Source organism: Nocardiopsis alkaliphila YIM 80379 (assembly GCF_000341005.1).
Taxonomy (GTDB): Bacteria; Actinomycetota; Actinomycetes; order Streptosporangiales; family Streptosporangiaceae; genus Nocardiopsis; species Nocardiopsis alkaliphila.
The window spans coordinates 1-20286 of the sequence record NZ_ANBD01000084.1 but is presented as its reverse complement, the minus strand read 5'-3'; the positions used below and the strand labels follow the sequence as shown (position 1 = coordinate 20286).

Annotated in this window: 16 protein-coding genes and 1 riboswitch; of the genes, 8 read left to right on the top strand and 8 right to left on the bottom strand. The window is 67.9% G+C overall.

The features are described 5' to 3' along the window. Window positions 1-160 precede the first annotated feature (160 nt). The 4 genes from D472_RS0112935 to D472_RS0112915 all read left to right on the top strand — a co-directional run bounded on the left by D472_RS0112935 (window position 161) and on the right by D472_RS0112915 (window position 6509). A complete protein-coding gene (locus D472_RS0112935; protein ID WP_017604907.1) occupies window positions 161-634 on the top strand; it encodes a bifunctional nuclease family protein in 474 nt (157 codons plus the stop codon). A 464-nt stretch (window positions 635-1098) separates the two neighbouring features. Beyond that, window positions 1099-1587 carry a MerR family transcriptional regulator gene (locus tag D472_RS0112930; protein WP_083903458.1) on the top strand — a complete coding sequence of 163 codons (489 nt, stop codon included), beginning with the start codon at window positions 1099-1101 and terminating at the stop codon, window positions 1585-1587. 289 nt (window positions 1588-1876) lie between these two features. Continuing rightward, window positions 1877-1967: riboswitch (glycine riboswitch) on the top strand. A gap of 97 nt (window positions 1968-2064) precedes the next feature. Continuing rightward, window positions 2065-4962 (top strand): aminomethyl-transferring glycine dehydrogenase, encoded by a 2898-nt coding sequence (gene gcvP / locus D472_RS0112925; RefSeq protein WP_026117645.1) that lies wholly within the window; start codon window positions 2065-2067, stop codon window positions 4960-4962. Window positions 4963-5255: 293 nt separating this feature from the next. Further along, window positions 5256-6509, top strand: coding sequence for a tetratricopeptide repeat protein (locus D472_RS0112915; protein ID WP_026117644.1), 1254 nt, complete (start codon window positions 5256-5258; stop codon window positions 6507-6509). A 10-nt stretch (window positions 6510-6519) separates the two neighbouring features. On the opposite strand, the gene D472_RS0112910 is transcribed toward D472_RS0112915, so the two are convergent. The 4 genes from D472_RS0112910 to D472_RS0112895 form a co-directional block, all read right to left on the bottom strand. Continuing rightward, complete coding sequence (locus D472_RS0112910; RefSeq protein ID WP_017604902.1) at window positions 6520-6708, bottom strand: DUF5999 family protein; 189 nt, start codon at window positions 6706-6708, stop codon at window positions 6520-6522. Between the two features lie 196 nt (window positions 6709-6904). Beyond that, window positions 6905-8335: a threonine/serine exporter family protein gene (locus tag D472_RS0112905; protein WP_239642964.1), complete on the bottom strand. Its 1431-nt coding sequence runs from the start codon at window positions 8333-8335 to the stop codon at window positions 6905-6907. Window positions 8336-8545: 210 nt separating this feature from the next. Then, on the bottom strand, window positions 8546-9235 hold the full coding sequence (locus D472_RS0112900) for a response regulator (protein ID WP_026117642.1): 690 nt from the start codon (window positions 9233-9235) through the stop codon (window positions 8546-8548). Window positions 9236-9269: 34 nt separating this feature from the next. Beyond that, window positions 9270-10073 carry a RecB family exonuclease gene (locus D472_RS0112895; RefSeq protein ID WP_017604899.1) on the bottom strand — a complete coding sequence of 268 codons (804 nt, stop codon included), beginning with the start codon at window positions 10071-10073 and terminating at the stop codon, window positions 9270-9272. A gap of 64 nt (window positions 10074-10137) precedes the next feature. Here D472_RS0112895 and D472_RS0112890 point away from each other — a divergent pair, with 64 nt between their 5' ends. After that, window positions 10138-11301, top strand: coding sequence for a site-2 protease family protein (locus D472_RS0112890; protein ID WP_033303726.1), 1164 nt, complete (start codon window positions 10138-10140; stop codon window positions 11299-11301). 24 nt (window positions 11302-11325) lie between these two features. Here the strand turns inward: D472_RS0112890 and D472_RS0112885 are convergent, their stop codons facing one another. The 3 genes from D472_RS0112885 to ppgK all read right to left on the bottom strand — a co-directional run bounded on the left by D472_RS0112885 (window position 11326) and on the right by ppgK (window position 14300). After that, a complete protein-coding gene (locus D472_RS0112885; RefSeq protein ID WP_017604897.1) occupies window positions 11326-11799 on the bottom strand; it encodes a hypothetical protein in 474 nt (157 codons plus the stop codon). A gap of 32 nt (window positions 11800-11831) precedes the next feature. Beyond that, window positions 11832-13094, bottom strand: coding sequence for a helix-turn-helix domain-containing protein (locus D472_RS0112880; protein WP_017604896.1), 1263 nt, complete (start codon window positions 13092-13094; stop codon window positions 11832-11834). 438 nt (window positions 13095-13532) lie between these two features. Next, entirely contained in the window at window positions 13533-14300 is a 768-nt protein-coding gene (gene ppgK, locus D472_RS0112875; RefSeq protein WP_017604895.1) for a polyphosphate--glucose phosphotransferase, read from the bottom strand. A gap of 188 nt (window positions 14301-14488) precedes the next feature. Here ppgK and D472_RS25425 point away from each other — a divergent pair, with 188 nt between their 5' ends. The 3 genes from D472_RS25425 (at window position 14489) to dop (ending at window position 19262) form a co-directional block, all read left to right on the top strand. After that, entirely contained in the window at window positions 14489-15460 is a 972-nt protein-coding gene (locus D472_RS25425; RefSeq protein ID WP_017604894.1) for a tRNA (adenine-N1)-methyltransferase, read from the top strand. A gap of 277 nt (window positions 15461-15737) precedes the next feature. Continuing rightward, window positions 15738-17507 carry a proteasome ATPase gene (gene arc, locus D472_RS0112865; RefSeq protein WP_083903457.1) on the top strand — a complete coding sequence of 590 codons (1770 nt, stop codon included), beginning with the start codon at window positions 15738-15740 and terminating at the stop codon, window positions 17505-17507. 228 nt (window positions 17508-17735) lie between these two features. Further along, entirely contained in the window at window positions 17736-19262 is a 1527-nt protein-coding gene (gene dop / locus D472_RS0112860; protein ID WP_033303722.1) for a depupylase/deamidase Dop, read from the top strand. Between the two features lie 166 nt (window positions 19263-19428). Here the strand turns inward: dop and D472_RS0112855 are convergent. Next, window positions 19429-20286: S1 family peptidase (locus tag D472_RS0112855; protein ID WP_017604891.1), on the bottom strand; the 858-nt coding region annotated here is incomplete at its 5' end.

Here is a 20286-nt window from a genome sequence, read left to right as displayed (position 1 = left end):
GACCACGGTCGATGGTGGTGGGAGGGCGCAGCAGGTTTGCGGCCTTCCACCACCGGAGAGTTTTGTAACGAAGGGTGCCGATTTCGCCCTCGGGTCCTGGTCCGCTTGGGAACAGGAACGAGCGCCCATCCGGCATGACGACTCGTGGGACGGAGACGCTGTGAAACACATGGAGGTCGTCGGCGTCCGGGTTGAGATGCCCTCGAACCAGCCGATTGTCCTACTCAAGGAATCCGAGGGTGACCGCTACCTGCCGATCTGGATCGGCGGTGTGGAGGCCACCGCCATCGCTTTGGCTCAGCAGGGAGTCGCACCGGCCCGCCCACTCACCCACGACCTGTTCCGGGACGTCCTCGAAGCCTTGGAGACGGGTCTGGAGACGGTGCGGATCACCGGGTTGAGCGATGGCATCTTCTACGCCGAACTCGTCTTCAGCAACGGGGTGGAGGTCAGCGCACGCCCCTCGGACTCCATCGCCTTGGCCCTGCGCACCGGAGCCCCGATCTACGCGGACGAGGACGTGATCGACGAGGCCGGCATGCCCATACCGGACGAGCAGGAGGACCAGGTCGAGGCGTTCCGGGAGTTCCTGGACAACATCTCGCCCGAGGACTTCGGCAGGCGTAGTACCTGATCACACGGACGGGGTCCGCGCCTGACGCGGGCCCCGATGGGCTGTTCGGGGTCGGAGTCGCCAGATACACGACCAAGGAAACGGCTGTGACCTGCGTCTTCATCGTGGGAGTCAGTGGTAGATTGGGCTAGGGAAATGGTCGTGGAGACCATAGCCGAAACCCTCGGTCCCCTCGAAACGCGAGAGGAGCCGCTCGGGTGGAGCCGTCACCGCGCGTACTTGGCGACGCGCCGGGCGGCTTCGTTGACGCTGCCCGGGTGCCGTCCTACCGTCAGTGCTGTGAAACCCACGGTGCGCCCTTTCCCTGAGTGGACTTTCCCCTGTCGATGCCGCCGTGGGACGAGAAGCCGGAGGTCGGCGTGGCGGTAGCGAGCAGCGAGCGGGATCCCCATGACAGGCGGTCCGCGCTGCGGCTGGCGGGGCAGCAGGGCCTACTGTGCGAAGAGGACGTGATGGCGCTGCCTATGGACGTCGGATACCGGGGCCCAGCGGCGTGTACGGCCGCAGGGATCACCTATCGACAGCTCGATTACTGGGCCAGGACCGGTCTGGTGGAGCCGAGCGTGCGCACGGGAGCCCACAATGCCCCTCTGTACAGTCTCCCGGACATCCTGTTGCTCAAGGTGGCCAAGCGGTTCCTGGACACCGGGATCTCCCTGCAACAGATCCGTACGGCAGTGGACCATCTTCGTGGCCGCCCCGCCGGGGAGTTGGCCCGTATCACCCTGATGAGCGATGGTGTGAGCGTCTACGAGTGCACTTCCCCCGAAGAGGTCGTGGACTTGATGCAACGTGGCCAGGGCATGTTCGGTCTGGCGTTGGCCAATGTGGCCCGTGAGTTGGAGGAGGTCCTGGGGATCGTTCCGGCGGAGGCCCGCACGGACCTGCCCGCCCCCGCCCCCCAACCGGTCGACGAACTGGCCCGCCGCCGCCGGGAACGCCGTACCGGCTGAGGGCCGTGTTCGTTCCAGGCCTTGGCTTCTCCCCTCGCCGCCCGAGCGTTCACCTTTCGACGCATCGGTGCGGCGGCCGGTGGAGACGCTTGAAACGTGTTGGGGCGCCCGAACGGAGACCTCCGTGTCCTCGGCTCCTTTCGCGCTTGGTGGAGCTCTGGAAGATCGGGGCAAAGGTGTGCCCTGACGCGGTGTTCGGGGGTCCGATCGAGTACGGTCGTATTCACAACAGGGATGAAACCCGACATTCTCCCTGCTTGCATACATGTACAGAGCGTCAGCAGGCTGTTGATACCGCGCGGGAGAGACCTCGGTAACGGGGCGCCGACGGGGCAATACTCCCCAGTAACCTCTCAGGCACCATGGACCGCGCGAAGGAGGCCGCTCTGAAGCCTGGGCGCGGTCGTGCCCGGTGACAGAGGGGGAGACCGTGAGGAACACCGCCGATCGAATCGGCCCTGTCACCAGGAGGTCTCCGTGACTGACCCGTCGCACGTCCCAGGCGCGGGAGCGCCGGCCCGGGCCTTCGCCGACCGTCATATCGGCCCCAGCCCCGCCGAGACGGCGGAGATGCTCAAGACCGTGGGTCATGGCTCCACCGCCGAGCTCATGGCCGCCGCCGTACCCGAGTCCATCCTGACCGGTCCCGGCCGCAGCGCTGCGCTGAATCTGCCCGAGGCCATCGGCGAGGCCGAGGCGCTGGCCGAACTACGCGCTCTGGCCGATCGCAACCGCCCGCACACCTCGCTGCTCGGACTGGGCTACTACGACACCCTCACTCCGCCGGTGATCCTGCGCAACATCATGGAGAACCCGGCCTGGTACACGGCCTACACGCCCTATCAGCCGGAGATCTCCCAGGGGCGCCTGGAGGCCCTCCTGAACTTCCAGACCGCGGTCTCGGACCTGACCGGCCTGCCCATCACCGGCGCTTCCCTGCTGGACGAGGCCACCGCCGCGGCCGAGGCCATGACCTTGGCCCGGCGCGCCTCCAAGGTCAAGGGCGACGTGTTCGTCGTCGACTCCGATGTCTTTCCGCAGACCCTTCAGGTCCTGCGCACCCGCGCCGAGCCCTTGGGCATCGAGGTCGTGGTCGCCGATCTGACCCAGGGAATGCCCGAGGGGGAGGCCTTCGGTGTTCTGGTGCAGTACCCGGCCTCCAGCGGTGTGGTGCGCGACCCGAGCGCCATCATCGCCCAAGCGCACGAGCGTGGTGCCTTGGCCGTGGTCGCCGCCGACGTCCTCGCCCTGACCCTGCTGCGCAGCCCTGGCGAACTGGGAGCCGACATCGCGGTGGGTTCCACCCAGCGCTTCGGTGTGCCGCTCGGTTTCGGCGGCCCGCACGCCGGCTACATGTCCGTGGGCGAGAAGCTGCGTCGCCAGTTGCCCGGCCGTCTGGTCGGTGTGTCCGTGGACAACGCCGGCAAGCCCGCCTACCGCTTGGCCCTGCAGACCCGCGAGCAGCACATTCGGCGGGAGAAGGCCACCAGCAACATCTGTACCGCCCAGGTGTTGCTGGCCATCATGGCCGGCATGTACGCCGTCTATCACGGACCCGAGGGTCTGCGCGCCATCGCCCGGCAGGTGCACACCCGTACCGTGGCCTTGGCCGACGCCCTCGGCAAGCGTGGCTTCGAAGTGGTCCACTCCGCCTACTTCGACACCCTGCGTGTGCGCGTGCCCAGCTCCGCTCGGGTGCTGGAGAGCGCCCTGGAGGCGGGGATCAACCTGCTCGCCGTCGATGATCGCACCGTCGGTGTGAGTGTGGACGAGACCACGAGCGTGGAGATCTTGGGCAAGGTCTTGGCCGCCTTCGGCGAGGCCGACCGTGGCTTTGACCGTGGCCCGGTGAGTGTGGACGAGGGCGCCGATCGCCTGCCCGCCGACCTGGTCCGTGGCGTCGACTACCTGACCCACCAGGTGTTCAACACCCACCGCAGCGAGACCTCTTTGCTGCGTTACATGCGTCGCCTGGCCGACCGCGACTTGGCGCTGGACCGCACGATGATCCCGCTGGGCTCGTGCACCATGAAGCTCAACGCCACCGCCGAGATGGAGTCCATCACCTGGCCGGAGTTCGCCGGACTGCACCCGTTCGCCCCGCTCGACCAGGCGGCCGGCAGCGTGGCCCTCATTCGTGACCTGGAGGCCTGGTTGGCCGAGGTCACCGGCTATGACGCGGTGTCCCTACAGCCCAACGCCGGTTCCCAGGGTGAGCTCGCCGGCCTGCTCGCCATTCGCGGCTACCACCGTTCACGCGGGCAGGGCCACCGTGACGTGTGCCTGATCCCCAGCTCCGCGCACGGCACCAACGCGGCGAGCGCGGTCATGGCGGGCATGCGAGTAGCCGTGGTGGCCTGTGCCGACGACGGCGACATCGAGCTCGACGACCTGCGCGCCAAGATCGATGAGCACCGCGAGGAGTTGGCGGCCATCATGGTCACCTATCCCTCCACCGCGGGTGTGTACGAGGACACCATCACCGACGTGTGCCGCTTGGTGCACGAGGCCGGTGGTCAGGTCTACGTGGACGGCGCCAACCTGAACGCCCTGGTGGGCTGGGCCAAGCCTGGGGAATTCGGTGCCGACGTCAGTCACCTGAACCTGCACAAGACCTTTTGCATCCCGCATGGCGGTGGCGGTCCTGGCGTGGGCCCGGTCGCGGTCCGCTCGCACTTGGCCGGTTTCCTGCCCAACCATCCCGGCCAGCCCGAGGCGGGCCCGCACACCGGGGTCGGTCCGGTCTCGGCGGCGCCGTTCGGCTCCGCGGGCATCCTGCAGATCTCCTGGGCGTACGTGCGGATGATGGGGGAGCCGGGACTGCGTTCGGCCACCGAGACCGCGGTGTTGTCGGCCAACTACATCGCCAAGCGTTTGGAGCCCTACTTCCCGGTGCTGTACACCGGTAAGGGCGGCCTGGTCGCGCACGAGTGCATCATCGACATCCGTCCGCTGCAAAAGACCAGCGGTATCAGCAACGAGGACGTGGCCAAACGCCTGATGGACTACGGGTTCCACGCGCCGACCATGTCCTTCCCGGTCAACGGCACGCTCATGGTGGAGCCCACCGAGAGCGAGAACCTGGCGGAGCTGGAGCGGTTCATCCAGGCGATGATCGCCATTCGTGGCGAGATCGACAAGGTCGCCAAGGGTGAGTGGGACGCCCAGGACAACCCGTTGCGGGGCGCTCCGCACACCGCCGAGGCGTTGACCGCCGACGAGTGGGGACGCGGCTACAGCCGTTCCGAGGCGGCCTACCCGCTGCCGTCGTTGCGTCAGGACAAGTACTGGCCGCCGGTGGGGCGGATCGATCAGGCCTACGGTGACCGTAACCTGGTCTGCTCTTGCCCGCCGCCGGAGGCCTTCGAGATCTGAGGGTCGAGGACCTTCGGGCCGCGGGCGTGAGCAGCGGGGTGTCGGATCGACCCGACACCCCGCTTATATCGGACATATATGAATCTACGTCGTAAAGATGTTGCTTTTGGTCGGCTGGAAATCCACATCCGCCACCGAGACGCCGATCGCGTCGAACAAGCGCGCGTTAGAGTTGCCAGCAGCCGATCCCCGCGCCCCCACAGCGCGGTCCTCGCCCCCATGGAAAGCGGAATCAGAAGGAGGTAGGGGCTCTCCCCGGCCGGAACGTCCGGGTGCTGCGCCCTGAGAACTCGATGACCCCGACGTCCGGACCTCCCGCACGCTCTGGCCCCGTGGATCCCCCTCCACAGGCCACCGATCCCGAGGACACGGAAGAGACGGTCGCTCACGGAGGTGACGCCGCCGGCCTGTGCGAGCAAGCCCGCGATCTGGCCGAGAGCGGTCATCTCCAACGCGCCGCCAAGCTCTACCGGAAGGCGGTGGACGCCGACCCCCACACCAGGGTGCGAGCCCGTGCCCTGATGGGCCTGGCCGTGGTTCAAGACCAACGCGGCGACCTGGCCGCCGCCCGCGAAGCCGCTCGTGAGGCCGTGGCCACCGGCGATCCCCGCTACGCGCCCCGTGCCGCCTACCACTTGGCACTCTCCCTGGAGCAGGAGGACGCCCACGGCGAGGCCGCCCGGGTGTGGCGACATCTGCTCGAACTGGGCGGACCCGCCTACACGGCGGTGGCCCGCTACGGGTTGGCCAGGGAGGCCGAGCTGCGTGGTGAGCACACCGAGGCGGAGGAACACTGGGAAGCGGCTCTGGAACTGCCGTCCGAAGACGAACCGATGAGTCGCCTGCACGCCACCACGGTGCAGGACGCCGCCCGGGACCTGGCCGAACGCCTGCTGGAACGGGGGCGGCCCGAGGCCGCCGCGGAAACACTCGAACGAGGGCTGGCCGTTGGCGACGACCCCGGGCTGAGGCTGCTGCGGGCCGCCACCCACCTGGAACACGCCATCGCCGACGTGGCGGCCATCGCCGACTCCGGAGCCCTGGAGACCGATGGTGCCTCTTGGAGACCGCGGCCGGGAACCGCGGGCGCCGCGGTGGAGTTGTTGGCCGGTCTGCTCACCCTGCGCGGGGAACCCGACGAGGCCGCGCGCGTGTGGCGCAGCGGGATCGACGATGATGACGCCGACATCGCCGAGGAGGTCAGGTGGCGGCTGCGTCGCCCCTTCGCTCGGCCCTGGGACGAGCACGGCGAGGAGATGCCCGAGCCCTGGTGGGAGGGTTACCTGGAGGAGGCCGTGGCCACCGCCAGCGCGCCCGCGCTCGCGGGAGAACTGTTCGCGGTCCTCACCCGTATGCACGGCCTCTTGGCGGTGCCGGTGGTGGAGGGAGAGTCACGTCCGGCCGCGTTGCGCGGTGCCATGGAACAGGCGCTGCGCACCCCCGGTGAACTGGTCTGGGGAGCGGACCTGCACACGGACTTCCGGCGTCGACTGAGCGAGGTCATGGGGGAGGACGTACTCCCCGAGGGATGGCCGGACGGGCCGTGACGAACGAGACTCAGGCGGCCACGCGAGGACGATGCGGGGCGACGATCACTCCGTCGGGGAGCAGTTCACCGGTGTCCTCGAAGAGGACGACACCGTTGCAGAGCAGACTCCACCCCTGTTCGGGATGGTTGGAGACGATTCGCGCGGCTTCGCGGTCGGTGTCCTCGAAGGACGGGCAGGGTGGCTGATGGTCGCACATGGACGGGACCCTTTCGATCGTGTGTGGATGGAAACCAACAATAGTGGCTCACGTCACATGCTGCTGCCGATTCGGCCCGACAAAGAAGCCACTCTCTCCTTGTCCGCCCTCGACAGGGGAGACTCCGGTTCCCGGTGTGCCGGTTCCGTCCGTTCCATGTCGGGCGTGGCCGCGTTCGGACACACCCGACCCCGGGTCAGTAACCGCCTCGGGTACGCCGTGCCGCCGGGCGGTTGCGCATTCCTCCGCCGGCCAGCCCGCCGCGTTGGAACGCGCGCACCAACTCGCCACCGAGGTTGACCCCGGCGCCCAACGCCAGCCCGACCATGATCGCCTCCGCCAGGCTGAGGAGCCCGGACACCGCCGAGCCCTGGGTGATCTCGATCAGGCCTCGATACAGGATGCTGCCGGGCAGCAACGGGGCGATCGAGGGGATCAGATAGGGCAACACCGGCCTTTGGGTGCGGCGGGCCAACCAGTGACCCACCACACCCACGGCCACCGCGCCCGCGACGGTCCCCACCACCGGGGGGACCTCCAACAGTGTTCGCAGGCCCGCGTAGATCAGCCAGATCATCACCCCCATGAGCCCGATGGCCGGCAGTATGCGCGGGGGTACCGCCAGGGAGATCGCGAACGCCATGGCGATCCCGGCCGCCCCCACCAGCACGGGAACGTCCAGGGAGGTGCCCGCCGAGGGAAGGTTGTCCAAGTCCATGTTCACACCCAGGCGTACCGCCGTGTAGGCCACCGCGCCCACACCCGAGACGATCGCCCCCAGGGTGAAGAAGGTCTCCAGCAGGCGCGCCGCCGCGGAGACGTAACTGCCGCTGATACCGTCCTGGAGGCTGGAGACCAAAGGGCGACCGGGCAACAGGGCCATGATGTTCCCGGTGATGATGGCGCCCGCTTGTAGCCCCAGGTCCAGGGTGGTGCTCACCCACAGCAGGGCCACGCCTATGGAGGAGGCGACCACCGCGGCCGCGACCATCTGGTAGAACTCCGCGACCCCCCGTACGGCGAGGAAGACCGCGGTGCGGTCGCCCAGCACGGTGGCCAAAAAGGCCACGGTCGCCACGATGAGGCCACCGCCCACCATGAGACTGGCGCTGGAGGCGATGAGCCCGAAACCCACCGCGATCAACCAGTTCGGATAGGGCATGCGGGCCCGACGAATCTGCTTCAACCGCGCGGCCGCGTCCTCCAACTCCAACAGTCCGAGGGCGACCTGTTGGACCAGGGTGTGGAGTTCGTTGACGCGGAAGTAGTCCAGGGTACGGCGGCGCACCACCCGTTCCCCGGTCACCGGTGGACTGTCTCCACCGGGGTGGGTCGACAACGAGATGGTGGTGAAGGTGACCGAGACCTCCGAGCGCGGCAGGTCGAAGGCGACCGACAGGCTCAGCATGGCCTCGCTGACCGCCTCGGTGCTCTCACCACTGGCCAGCATGAGTTCTCCCACGCGCAAAACCAGGTTGATGGCCCGCGCGTCGGGCAGCTTGAGGTCCTCGTCGTCGTCGAGGTTGTCCGGGGTCAGTTCACTCTCGTGCTCGGCGCGCCAGTCGCGCATCCGGCTGAGCATGAGCTCCTCGCTCGGCGGCCCCGACCGCCCCCGCTTGCTCGGCATGGCTGTACTCCGTTTCCTCCCCGTCGCCCGCGCCCCGCGGTGTTGTGGCCCGGACATCCGGTGGGAGACGCTCCGCCGGGGCCCGGGGTTCGCCTGCCTCGCGCCTTCGCTCCGGTGAGTTCGGTCACCGGAGCCATCCTGTCAACGCCCGACTACCTCACCACCGGCCGACGCGCCGTCCCCGAGAGGGCATGAGGGCCGACACGTCGCTCAAGCTCCGGCTCCGGGTGGGTTTCGACCAGGACGGACCAGGCCGTTCTCATATGCGTACACCACCGCTTGGACCCGGTCGCGCAGACCGAGTTTGGTGAGGATGTTACCCACGTGTGACTTGACGGTCGTCTCGCCCAGGACAAGGTGGGCGGCGATCTCAGAGTTGGACCAACCGCGCGCGACCAGGCGCAGGACCTCGCGTTCACGGTCGGAGAGGGGGTCCTGGGCGGCCTCGGGCGCGGGTTCGGGCAGGAGCGGGACGAAGTGGTCCAGGAGTCGACCGAGCACGGTGGGGGAGATCACGGCCGAGCCATCGGCGACCATGTCGATGGCGGCCACCAGTTCGCCGGGGGGTATGTCCTTGAGCAGGAAACCGGAGGCGCCCGCGCGCAAGGCCTCGATGGCGTACTCGTCCTGGTCGAAGGTGGTCAGGGCCAGAACGCGCACGTGGTGATCGAGGGAACGTGCCCAGGTGAGGATCTCCCGGGTGGCCTGGACGCCGTCGGTACCGGGCATGTGCAGGTCCATCAGGACGACGTCGGGAAGCAGACCGCGGACGGCGCGGACGGCCTCGCGGCCGTCGGAGGCCTCGCCCACCACCGACAGGTGGGAAAAGGACTCCAGGATCATACGAAAGCCTGCGCGAACGAGTGGCTGGTCATCGACCAGGAGTACTGAAACGGGCACGGGCCGATTCCGTCGTATCGATGGGGTGGTGAGGTCAGGCGGTGGGCAGCGGGGGCGGGGTCCCCCCGAACTCCGGACACAGGGCCTGGTGTTCGCACCAACCGCAGAGTTTGCTGGGTTTGGGGTCCCAGCGTCCGGCGCGGCCGGCGGCCTCGATGCGCGCCCAGATGTCACCGATCTCGGCCTCGGCGGCGGCGAGCTCGTCCTCGGTGGGATCGTACCAACGCACCGATCCGTCACCCAGGTAGATGAGTTGGAGACGGGTGGGGACCACGCCCAAGTCGCGCCAGATCATGACGGCGTAGAAGAAGATCTGGAACTTGGCCTTGTCCTCGAAACGGGGGTGGGGTGACTTTCCGGTCTTGTAGTCCACGACCCTGATCTGGCCGGAGGGTGCCACGTCCAGCCGGTCGACGTAGCCACGCAGACGAAGACCGGTGGGCAAGGACACCTCCAGGCGCATCTCGCGCTCGCGCGGTTCCAGGTGGGTGGGGTTCTCCAGTTCGAAGTAGCGCTGCACCAAGTCGCGGGCGGAGGAGAGCCATGCGTCCAGGCCCTCGTCATTGGGGAAGAGTTCTTCGGCGACCTGGGGCTTCTTCTTCCGGATCCTGCTCCACTGTGGTTCGACCAGGCTCAGCGCGGTGCGAGGGGTGCGGGTCTCCGCGGGTAGTTCGTAGAGGCGCTCCAGGCAGGCGTGGACCAGGGTGCCGCGCAGCGCGGCGGCGCTGGGGGCCTCGGGGAGCCGGTCGATGGCGCGGAAACGGAACAGCAGCGGGCACTGGAGGAAGTCGGAGGCTCGGGAGGGCGAGAGCGCGGTCGGCAGCGGCACGGTGGTCATACCTTGAGCCTATGACTCGTGGCCCGCGTGTGGTCCGTGCCCGTGGGGTCATAGTGTGGATTCCGTGACCAACGGCAGTGATCCTTTTGAGACCCGGCCCGTCGAGCGTTCCAAGAAACCGGGGTTACTGCTCGCTCGGCCCTTCGGGGTCCCCGTCTACGTGACCTCCTCGTGGTGGATCGTGGCGGTACTGATCACCTTGGTGTACGGGGGTATCGTCCAGGCGCGGCTGGCGTTGGGGCCCTCGGCGTACTTGTTGGCGTTCGTCTTCGCGATCCTGTTGTACGCGTCGGTGCTGGTGCACGAGTTGGCGCACTCGGTGGTGGCACGCTGGTACGGGCTGCCGGTACGTCGGATCGTGCTGTACGTGCTCGGTGGGGTGTCGGAGATCGACCGGGAGGCGCCCACCCCCGGACGGGAGTTCTGGATCGCCTTCGCCGGGCCACTGCTGTCGTTGCTGTTGGCGGTGGGCGCGTTCACGCTGGCGCGGTGGGCGGACCCGTTCACCGTCACCGGTGAACTGTTGTTCCAGTTGTGGGTCGCCAACCTGTTGGTGGGGGTGTTCAACCTGCTTCCGGGGCTGCCGTTGGACGGTGGCCGGTTGTTGCGGGCCGGGGTGTGGAGGCTGACCGGCAGGGCCTACGTCGGCAGCGTGGTGGCGGCCTGGGGCGGTCGGGTGCTGGCTCTGGGCGTGGTGGCGCTGCCGTTCCTGTTCGCGTGGAGCGCGGGTGATGCTCCGGGGCCGTGGGCCGTGGTGTGGGGGCTGGTGCTGGGCGGATTCATGTGGATGGGAGCCACCGAAGCGTTGAGCAACGCACGGGTACGGGCACGGGTACCGGGATTGCGCGCCCGTGAACTGGCCCGTCCGGCGGTGGTGGTGCCGGCGGATCTGCCGTTGGCGCAGGCGGACGTGCGGGCCCGTGAGGCGGGTGCGGAGGCGGTGGTGGTGGCCGACTCCCAAGGGACACCGATGTCGATCGTGCACCCTGCGGCGGCCGAGGCGATCGCCGGCGCGCGCCGGGCCTGGGTGCCGGTTTCGGACGTGGCTCGGGCGTTGACCACTCATGCGTGGGTGTCGGTGGAGTCGGAGGGCGAGGAATTGTTGGCCGAGCTCACACGCCATTCGTTGCCCGAATACCTGGTGCTGGCCGAGGATGGCGGGGTGTTCGGGGTGCTGCGGGCCATCGACGTCAACGCCGCTATGGCGGGACGTGGGAGACGGGCCTGAGCCCTCGGTCCGGGGCGGCGTCCTTCAACGCCGGGCACCCTGGGGCCACAGGGTGGTGACGGGACGGGCCAAGGCGTGGGCGTAGGCGACCACGTCGGCGGTGCCGCCGGGACCTCGCGCGGGCTGCCCGTCCCAGACGGCCAAGAGCCGGTCGCTTCGCTCGACCAACAGGCGGCCGGCGGTCATGTGGGCGTGCGGGTCGGATACGGCGTGCGGTAGTTCGTGGACGAGGGTGGCCTGGGCCAAGAGCCGATCGTAGACGGGGTGGTGGAGGGCGGGAAGCGCCTCGCGATACCCGGAGGCCGGGACGATGGCCTCCAGGGAGGCGCCGGCGGCCAGGATCGCCTCGGCGAAGAGGGTGTCGGCGCCGTCGGCGAGGCAGGACAGGCCCACCACGGCGTGTCCGTAGGGTTCCAGCCGGGCCTTGAGGAGTTCGGCGACGTGCCCGCTGACTCGGGGTGTGAGGTCGCGGTGCCCGGTGATGCCGATGCGGATCACACGATCTCCTGTTCGTTCTCCTTCGCGGGGTTCTACCCACCACGGGGGACATCGGTAACGAGGCCGGCGAATCGGCCGTCGAACTCTCGGACACAGTCGGCGATCGGGCCGTGGTAGCGCCTGCGGAAGGAGCGGACGCGACCCACGACGCGTTCGGAGGAGAAGCGCACCCCGGTGGTGAGGGCCTCTCGGGCCAGACGGAAGGCTTCATCGACGTCGCCGGCTTCGGCGTGCGCACCGGCCAGTTCGACTTTGAGCAGGGCGGATTGTTTGGCGTTGCGCGAGGGCGGATGCACGGCTTCGGCGAAGGCGGCGCGGGCCTCGTACGGACTGCGCAGACGTACGGCGGCCCGGGCCCGGTATCCGGCGACCTTGGCCTCATCGAAGGCGAACACCCAGGGCCAGGGCGGGTGGGCGTTGTCGGGGTCGGCTACCTCGCGTTCGGCTCGGCCAATGGCGCGGCCGGCCGCCACGCGGTCTCCGATGCCGGCGTGGGCGAGGGCACCGACGCAGGCCAGCCAGGCGCGTGCGGTGGGGTGGGAGTCGTGTCCCAGGACGTGTTCGGCCTCTTGGAGCAGGGCGAGGCCGAGCTCGGGGTCCTCGGCGGTTTCGATCTCGAAGGCGGCCAGGGAACCGAGCATGTAGACGTCGAGCAGGCGCATGCCGGCCTGGCGAGCCCGGATCACCGCGGTGCGGTAGTGCATGCGGGCCGAGCCCATGTCGCCGAGGTCGGCGTTGAGCCAGGCGGCGAACCCGGAGGCTTCGGCCGCGGCGGCGCAGAGTTCGGTGTGGAAGGGGGTACCACGCGCGTTCGTGAGCATTTGCTCGGCCAGATGCACGTGCGATATCGCGCCGGGCAGTAGGTGGCGTGCGGGTGAGGTGGCCTCCATGCGACGCTGACCGCCCGTGATGGCCCGTAGGGAGCCCGCGGTCGTGTGGTCGATGTCGTGGTGGGCCTCGTGATGGGTGAAGGCGTGCGGGGTCGAGGCGATGAGGCCGCCCGCGATGACGGCCTTGCCGAAGTCGCGACGTCTCGTGGGAGCCACCTCCTTCCGGTCGAGGCCCCCCGCGTGCGCGTGATCGCCGAAGCGGAGCAGGTGCAGGGGGATCTCGAGTCGTCGGGCCAGGTCTTGGACCTGGTCGATGGTCAGGGACTGTTGTCGGTTGACGACCCGGGAGACCCAGCTCTGGGAGTAGGCGAGTGCTCTGGCCAGGTCGCCTTGGGACCAGCCGCGCGCGGCGCGCACGCCTTCGATGACCGTCGGTATGTCGCAGGTGGCCAGCGCGGCGGCCATACGTGGTCGGGTCCACAGGTCCTGGGGAGGGCCGTCGGATTGAGGCATGAGCTTAGGTTAGGGAGTTCGACGTCTCCAGGTGGCCATGTGTGGAAAAGAAGACGTGATGCGTGATCCGCATAGTGGCTCTCGGTGGCTTCCGGCATGGGGCACAGTGAAGGAGTCGTCGGTCACCGAGTGTGGCCGTCACACGAACACGCGTGGGCCCCGGTCCACGTGCGCGACGGGCCGTGCACGGGCACGGTCTGCGGGTGTGGGGCGGTTTCGGATCAGGCCCGCAAGCCAGTCCCCCTCTGCGCGGGCCTCGAACCCGCCCGACACCCGAGAGCCGTCCCGGAGCGTGACCGGGGCGGTGGCCTCCACCCCCGGGCGCCTGGTGTGCCGTCCCCGCGTGAAGCCAGGCGCCCACCCCCTCTTCGAGGGCGGGAGTGTTCTTCGTCAATGCTCTGGTGCGTCCTGGACGGCGGCCAGTGCCGCACCGACCGCGCCCGCGGTGTTGAGCAGCTTGGCCGGCACGATCGGGGTACGAATGTCCAAGTGCGGAAGAAACTTGTCGGCCTTGCGGCTGACTCCGCCACCCACCACGATCAGGTCCGGCCACACCAGATCCTCGACCACCCGGTAGTAACGCTGTAGCCGTTCGACCGCCCACACGCGGTAGGACAAGTCGTCGCGCTTCCTGGCGCCGGAGGAGGCGCGTGTCTCGGCGTCGTATCCGTCGATCTCCAGGTGGCCGAACTCGGTGTTGGGCACCAACCGGCCGTCCACCACCAGGGCGCTGCCGATCCCGGTGCCCAAAGTGGTGAGCAGGACGCTGCCCCGTACTCCTTGGGCGGCGCCGTAACGGGTCTCGGCCACAGCGGCGGCGTCGGCGTCGTTGAGGACCCGTACGGGGCGGCCCAGGGCGCGGGAGAACAGGGTGGTCGCGTCGGTGCCCACCCACGACTCGTGCAGGTTCGCGGCGGTGTCCACCCTGCCCTCGCGCACCACTCCGGGGAAGGTGATGCCCACAGGAGTGCCGGCGGCCTCGGGGAAGTGGGAGACGATACGTGCGACGACGTGGGCCAGGGTCTGGGGATCGGAGTGCTCCGGAGTGGCGATCTTGAGTCGTTCCCGAAGGAACTCACCGGAGTCCAGGTCGACGGGGGCGCCCTTGATGCCGCTGCCGCCGATGTCGATTCCCAGGCCCGTGTTCGGCTGTGACATGGGTCCGTCCCCCGCTGGTCCTCGTGCGCCGGTCAGGTGTGTGGGGTCACCACACGCCTGATCCTGCCCGACCAGGCGGGATTTCGCACGCTTGGCGGGTGGTTCGGACACGTTCGTGGTGGTGTCGTGGGGCCGATACGCTGGACGACTGCTCAGCCCGAACGCGACGTGGGAAGACGAGAACGACGTTGACCGGTATCCATGGCCGCCGCGGCCCCTTCACCGATGGCGACACCGTGCAGTTGACCGACCCCAAGGGGCGGATGCACACCATCACCCTGCGTCAGGGCGGTGCCTTCCACTCGCACAAGGGCAAGGTCGAACACGATGACCTGATCGGTGAGCCCGAGGGCAGCGTGGTGCGCTCCAACACCGGTACGGCCTACGTGGCGTTGCGCCCCCTGCTCATCGACTACACGCTTTCGATGAAGCGTGGAGCCACCATCGTCTACCCCAAGGACGCCGCCCAGGTCCTGGTCGAGGCCGACATCTTCCCCGGTGCCAGGGTGGTGGAGGCCGGCGCGGGTTCGGGCGCCATGTCCAACTGGTTGCTGCGTGCGGTGGGGGAGAAGGGCATGGTGCACTCCTATGAGCGTCGTGCCGACTTCGCCGCGATCGCCCGCAAGAACGTGGAGAACTTCCATGGCGGGCCGCATCCGGCGTGGAAGCTCACCGTGGGAGACCTGGTCGAGGAGCTCGACGAGGTGGACGTGGACCGGGTTTTCCTGGACATGCTCGCGCCCTGGGAGTGCTTGGACGCGGTCGCCAAGGCGTTGATCCCCGGCGGACTGGTGTGCTGCTACGTGGCCACCACGACCCAGCTGTCCCGGGTGGTGGAGGAACTGCGTGAGGACGAACGTTTCTATGAACCGCGTTCGTGGGAGACGATGTTGCGCACCTGGCACGTGGAAGGGCTGGCGGTGCGCCCCGACCACCGCATGATCGGGCACACCGGGTTCTTGGTGGTGGCACGGCGGCTGGCCGACGGTGTGGAGGCCCCCGAACGGCGGCGCCGTCCGGCCAAGGGCGCCTACGGCAAGGACTACGAGGTGGCCCGGGCCGTGGCGGGGTCCGGCGGGGCCCGGTCCGGCGGAGACGAAGAAGAGGGGAAGGACGAGCGGAGCCCGCTCGCCCAGGAGGTGGAACGGCCGGCGGATTAGGGACCGAAAGGGCGAGTCGGCCCGCTCCGGAAGAGCTTTGCTTCGGGGCGGGCTTCGTCGTCCTCTAGGGAGGATCGGGCCGGAGAAACACGTGGACAAGGCTTGCCCCGACCCCGCCGCCGAGGTTACTTTCTCATTACGTCGAGCCCCTCGCCGCTCCTTTGACCTGCGGTGACGCAAGACGTGAGAATGAGGTCCACGACACCTCCCGGAGCCGAGGGGTTAGGAATCACGCAGGGTAGGTAGGACCTCGAGTAGTCGTCCTTCTCATAGGGAGGTGGCGGACGTGGCCGAGCGCGAAGACGAGCGTCAAAGTGATCGGGACCGTGAAGTCGCTGAACTCACGGCCCAGATCTCCTACATGGAAAAGGAACTCAGCTTGGTTCGGCGTAAGCTCGCCGACTCACCTCGACACGTACGTTTGCTGGAGGAACGGTTGCGGGAGGCCCAAGCCGACCTCGCCGCGGCCAACGGGCAGAACGAACGCCTCGTCTCCACACTCAAGGAGGCGCGTGAGCAGATCGTGGCGCTCAAAGAGGAGGTCGACCGGCTCGCACAGCCGCCGTCGGGCTTCGGCGTCTACCTAGGGTCTCGCGAAGACGAGACCGTCGAGATCTTCACCAACGGCCGCAAGATGCGGGTCAACGTCAGTCCTTCAGTGGATCTGGAGGCGTTGCGGCCGGGCCAGGAGGTCATGCTCAACGAGGCGTTCAACGTCGTCGAGGTGGAGTCCTTCGAGACCGTCGGTGAGGTCGTGATGCTCAAGGAGATCCTTGAGGACGGCGAGCGAGCCCTGGTCATCTCGCATCACGACGAGGAACGGATCGTTCGCCTGGCCGAACCACTGCGCGACGAGCCGATCCGTGCGGGGGACTCGCTGCTGCTCGAACCCCGGTCGGGGTACGTGTACGAGCGCATCCCCAAGTCCGAGGTCGAGGAATTGATCCTCGAAGAGGTCCCCGACATCGCCTACACCGACATCGGTGGGTTGTCGGGGCAGATCGAGATGATCCGCGACGCGGTCGAACTGCCCTACCTGTACAAGGAATTGTTCTACGAGCACCAGTTGCGCCCGCCCAAGGGCGTACTGCTCTACGGTCCGCCCGGGTGCGGTAAGACGCTCATCGCCAAGGCGGTGGCCAACTCTTTGGCCAAGCAGGTCGCCGAGCGCACCGGCAAGGACGTCGGCAAGAGTTTCTTCCTCAACATCAAGGGCCCGGAGCTGCTCAACAAGTACGTGGGTGAGACCGAGCGGCACATCCGCCTGGTCTTCCAGCGGGCTCGGGAGAAGGCCTCCGAGGGCACCCCGGTCATCGTGTTCTTCGACGAGATGGACTCGATCTTCCGCACCCGTGGTTCGGGTGTGTCCTCCGACGTGGAGAACACCATCGTTCCGCAGCTGCTCAGCGAGATCGACGGTGTCGAAGGGCTGGAGAACGTCATCGTCATCGGCGCCTCCAACCGTGAGGACATGATCGACCCGGCGATCCTGCGGCCCGGACGTTTGGACGTCAAGATCAAGATCGAGCGGCCCGACGCCGAGGCGGCCCGCGACATCTTCGCCAAGTACATCACCGACGACCTGCCGTTGCACGAGGAGGACCTGGCCGAGCACGGAGGATCCACCAAGGCCACGGTGGACGCCATGATCCAGCGGGTCGTGGAGCGGATGTACACCGAGGGTGAGGAGAACCGCTTCCTGGAGGTCACCTACGCCAATGGTGACAAGGAGGTCCTGTACTTCAAGGACTTCAACTCCGGTGCGATGATCGAGAACATCGTCTCGCGTGCCAAGAAGATGGCCATCAAGGACTTCATCGACAACCAGTCCAGGGGCATTCGGGTATCGCACCTGATGCAGGCCTGCGTCGATGAGTTCAGCGAGAACGAGGACCTTCCCAACACCACCAACCCGGACGACTGGGCACGTATCTCCGGTAAGAAGGGGGAGCGGATCGTCTACATCCGGACCCTGGTGACCGGCAAGAAGGGCGCCGACTCCGGTCGGTCCATCGACACCGTCGCCAACACCGGCCAGTACCTGTAGGTTTCTCTTCGCGAATACGGCCATTCGGGGCCCACCGGTAGGTACCGGTGGGCCCCGGTCGTGGGCGGACCGAATCGGTCCTTCGTATCGATGAATCCGTGTGAAGCGGCTGTGGTCTGCGATGACGTTCCGGTCGGAACCCATTCGAAACGCCCGGGAAGACGGCACTTGGGCCACAATTGGAGTGGAAGCGTTCAAGACGTCGCCTTGGGGGATAACCTCATGAGCATGAGTGTGCGGCGGATTATGGGTATCGAGACCGAATACGGGATCTCCGTGCCGGGAAACCCCGGGGCCAACGCGATGGTCACTTCCACCCAGGTGGTCAACGCCTACCTTGCCGCTTCGGCGGCCCGAGCACGGCGAGCCCGTTGGGATTTCGAGGAGGAGAACCCGTTGCGAGACGCGCGCGGGTTCGATCTGGCGCGTGAGGTGGCCGACCCCAGCCAGCTGACCGATGAGGACTTGGGGCTGGCCAACGTCATCCTCACCAACGGCGCGCGCCTGTACGTGGATCACGCCCATCCGGAGTACTCGGCCCCCGAGGTCACCGGCCCGCGGGACGCGGTGTTGTGGGACAAGGCCGGGGAACGGGTGATGGCCGACGCGGCGGCCCGGGCCGCCGCCACCCCCGGTATCGAGCCGATGCAACTGTACAAGAACAACACCGACAACAAGGGTGCCGCCTACGGCTGCCACGAGAACTACCTGATGAATCGGTCGACGCCCTTCGGGGACATCGTCCGGCACCTCATTCCGTTCTTCGTTTCTCGTCAGGTGGTCACCGGCGCGGGCAAGGTGGGCATCGGCTCCGACGGGCAGGGGACGGGCTTCCAACTCTCCCAACGGGCCGACTTCTTCGAGGTGGAGGTCGGGCTGGAGACCACGCTGAAGCGTCCCATCATCAACACACGGGACGAACCGCACGCCGATCCGGACCGGTATCGACGTCTGCACGTGATCATCGGTGACGCCAATCTGAGTGAGGTCTCCACCTACCTGAAGATGGGGACGACCGCGCTGGTGCTGTCGATGATCGAGGACGGTTTCTTGCGCGATGACCTGTCCTTGGAGACGTCCGTGGCGGACCTGCGGGCCATCTCCCATGACCCCGGACTCACCCACCGGGTACGGCTGCGGGACGGGCGACGGATGACCGCCCTGGAGTTGCAGGGCGAGTACCTGGACCAGGCCCGCAAGTACGTGGAGGATCGGTTCGGTACCGATGTGGACGCCGAGACCACCGATGTCCTGGACTTGTGGGAGTCGGTGTTGACTCGGCTGGGACGGGACCCGATGGACCTGGCCGAAGAACTGGACTGGGTGGCCAAACTCAAGGTCTTGGAGGGCTATCGCTCCCGGGATGGGTTGGAATGGTCCCACCCCCGTCTGCAACTGGTGGACCTGCAGTACTCCGATGTGCGTCAGGACAAGGGCATCTACAACCGGCTCGCCTCCCGTGGCCGGATCCGGCGCCTGGTGGAGGAAGCCGAGGTGACCCGGGCCATCACCGAACCGCCCGAGGACACCCGAGCCTACTTCCGAGGGCGCTGTCTGGCCCAGTACTCCGATGAGGTCACCGCGGCCTCCTGGGACTCGGTCATCTTCGATCTGCCCGGGTACGACTCGCTCCAGCGGGTACCGACCCTGGAACCGTTCCGTGGCACCAAGGAGCACGTGGGGGCGCTGCTGGACTCCTCGCCCACCGCCGCCGACCTGGTCGCGACGCTGGGTGGTGGGGAACGCAAGGGCTGACCCCTCGTGTGTCGGACGCGTGCCCACCCGATGAAGGTGGGCACGCATCCGATGCTCATGTTCTTCGTTCCATGCCTCGAACATGGGCGTCCCCGCCCGCGGATGCGGACGGGGACGTCGGGGGATGTTCGCGGTGGGGGGTCACCGCTGGTGGGGTCGGATCAGGTCAGGTGCGCAGACGCAGGCCCCAGCTGTTGAGCATGGGGTTGACCTCCTGGTAGTAGGTCGTGCCACCGGTGCGGCAGTTGCCCGAGCCACCGGAGGTGACGCCCTGGGCCTGGCTGCCGGAGATGAAGGAACCACCGGAGTCACCGGGCTCGGCGCACACGCTGGTGCGGGTCAGGGCCTGGACGGTGCCCTGCGGGTAGCGCACCGTCTGGTTGCGGGCCTGGATGGTGCCGCAGTGCCAGCCGGTGGTGGAGCCGGAGCGGCACACCTGGGAGCCGATCGGGGCCGCGGAGGACCCGGACACCGTGGCGTAGCCGCCGGAGTTGTAGCGGCTGACCAGGTTGGTCAGGGTGAAGTTGGACGTGCCACGGACGAAGGCGGCGTCGTTGCCCGGGAAGATGGAACGCTCGAAGACGCCCCGGCCGTTACCGATGGTGACGCCGGTGCCGACACTGCCGCAGTGGCCGGCGGTGACGAATCCGGGCTGGCCGGAGGAGTTGGTGGCGGCGAAGCCGACCGAGCAACGTCCGCCCATGGTGTAGGCCAGGCCACCGATGATGTCGGCGTAGAGCTCGGGCTGCTCGGTGGTGGTCTCCACCGTGACGTCGGCGGCGTCGACCCCGGTCTCGGCGAGCAGGGCGTCCACGTCGGCCTCGGAGCCTTCCATGACCTCCAGGACGACCGTGTCACCGGCCACGTCGGGGTACCAACCGACGACGCCCGACTTGGCGTTGGACTCGTTGAGTTCGTCGACGATCTCCTCGAGGCCCTCGATACCGTGGTCGACGACCTCGGCCTTGGCGCCGGTGGCCTCGACCGCGTCGACGGCGGCGCTGTCGGTGACCAGCACGGTCAG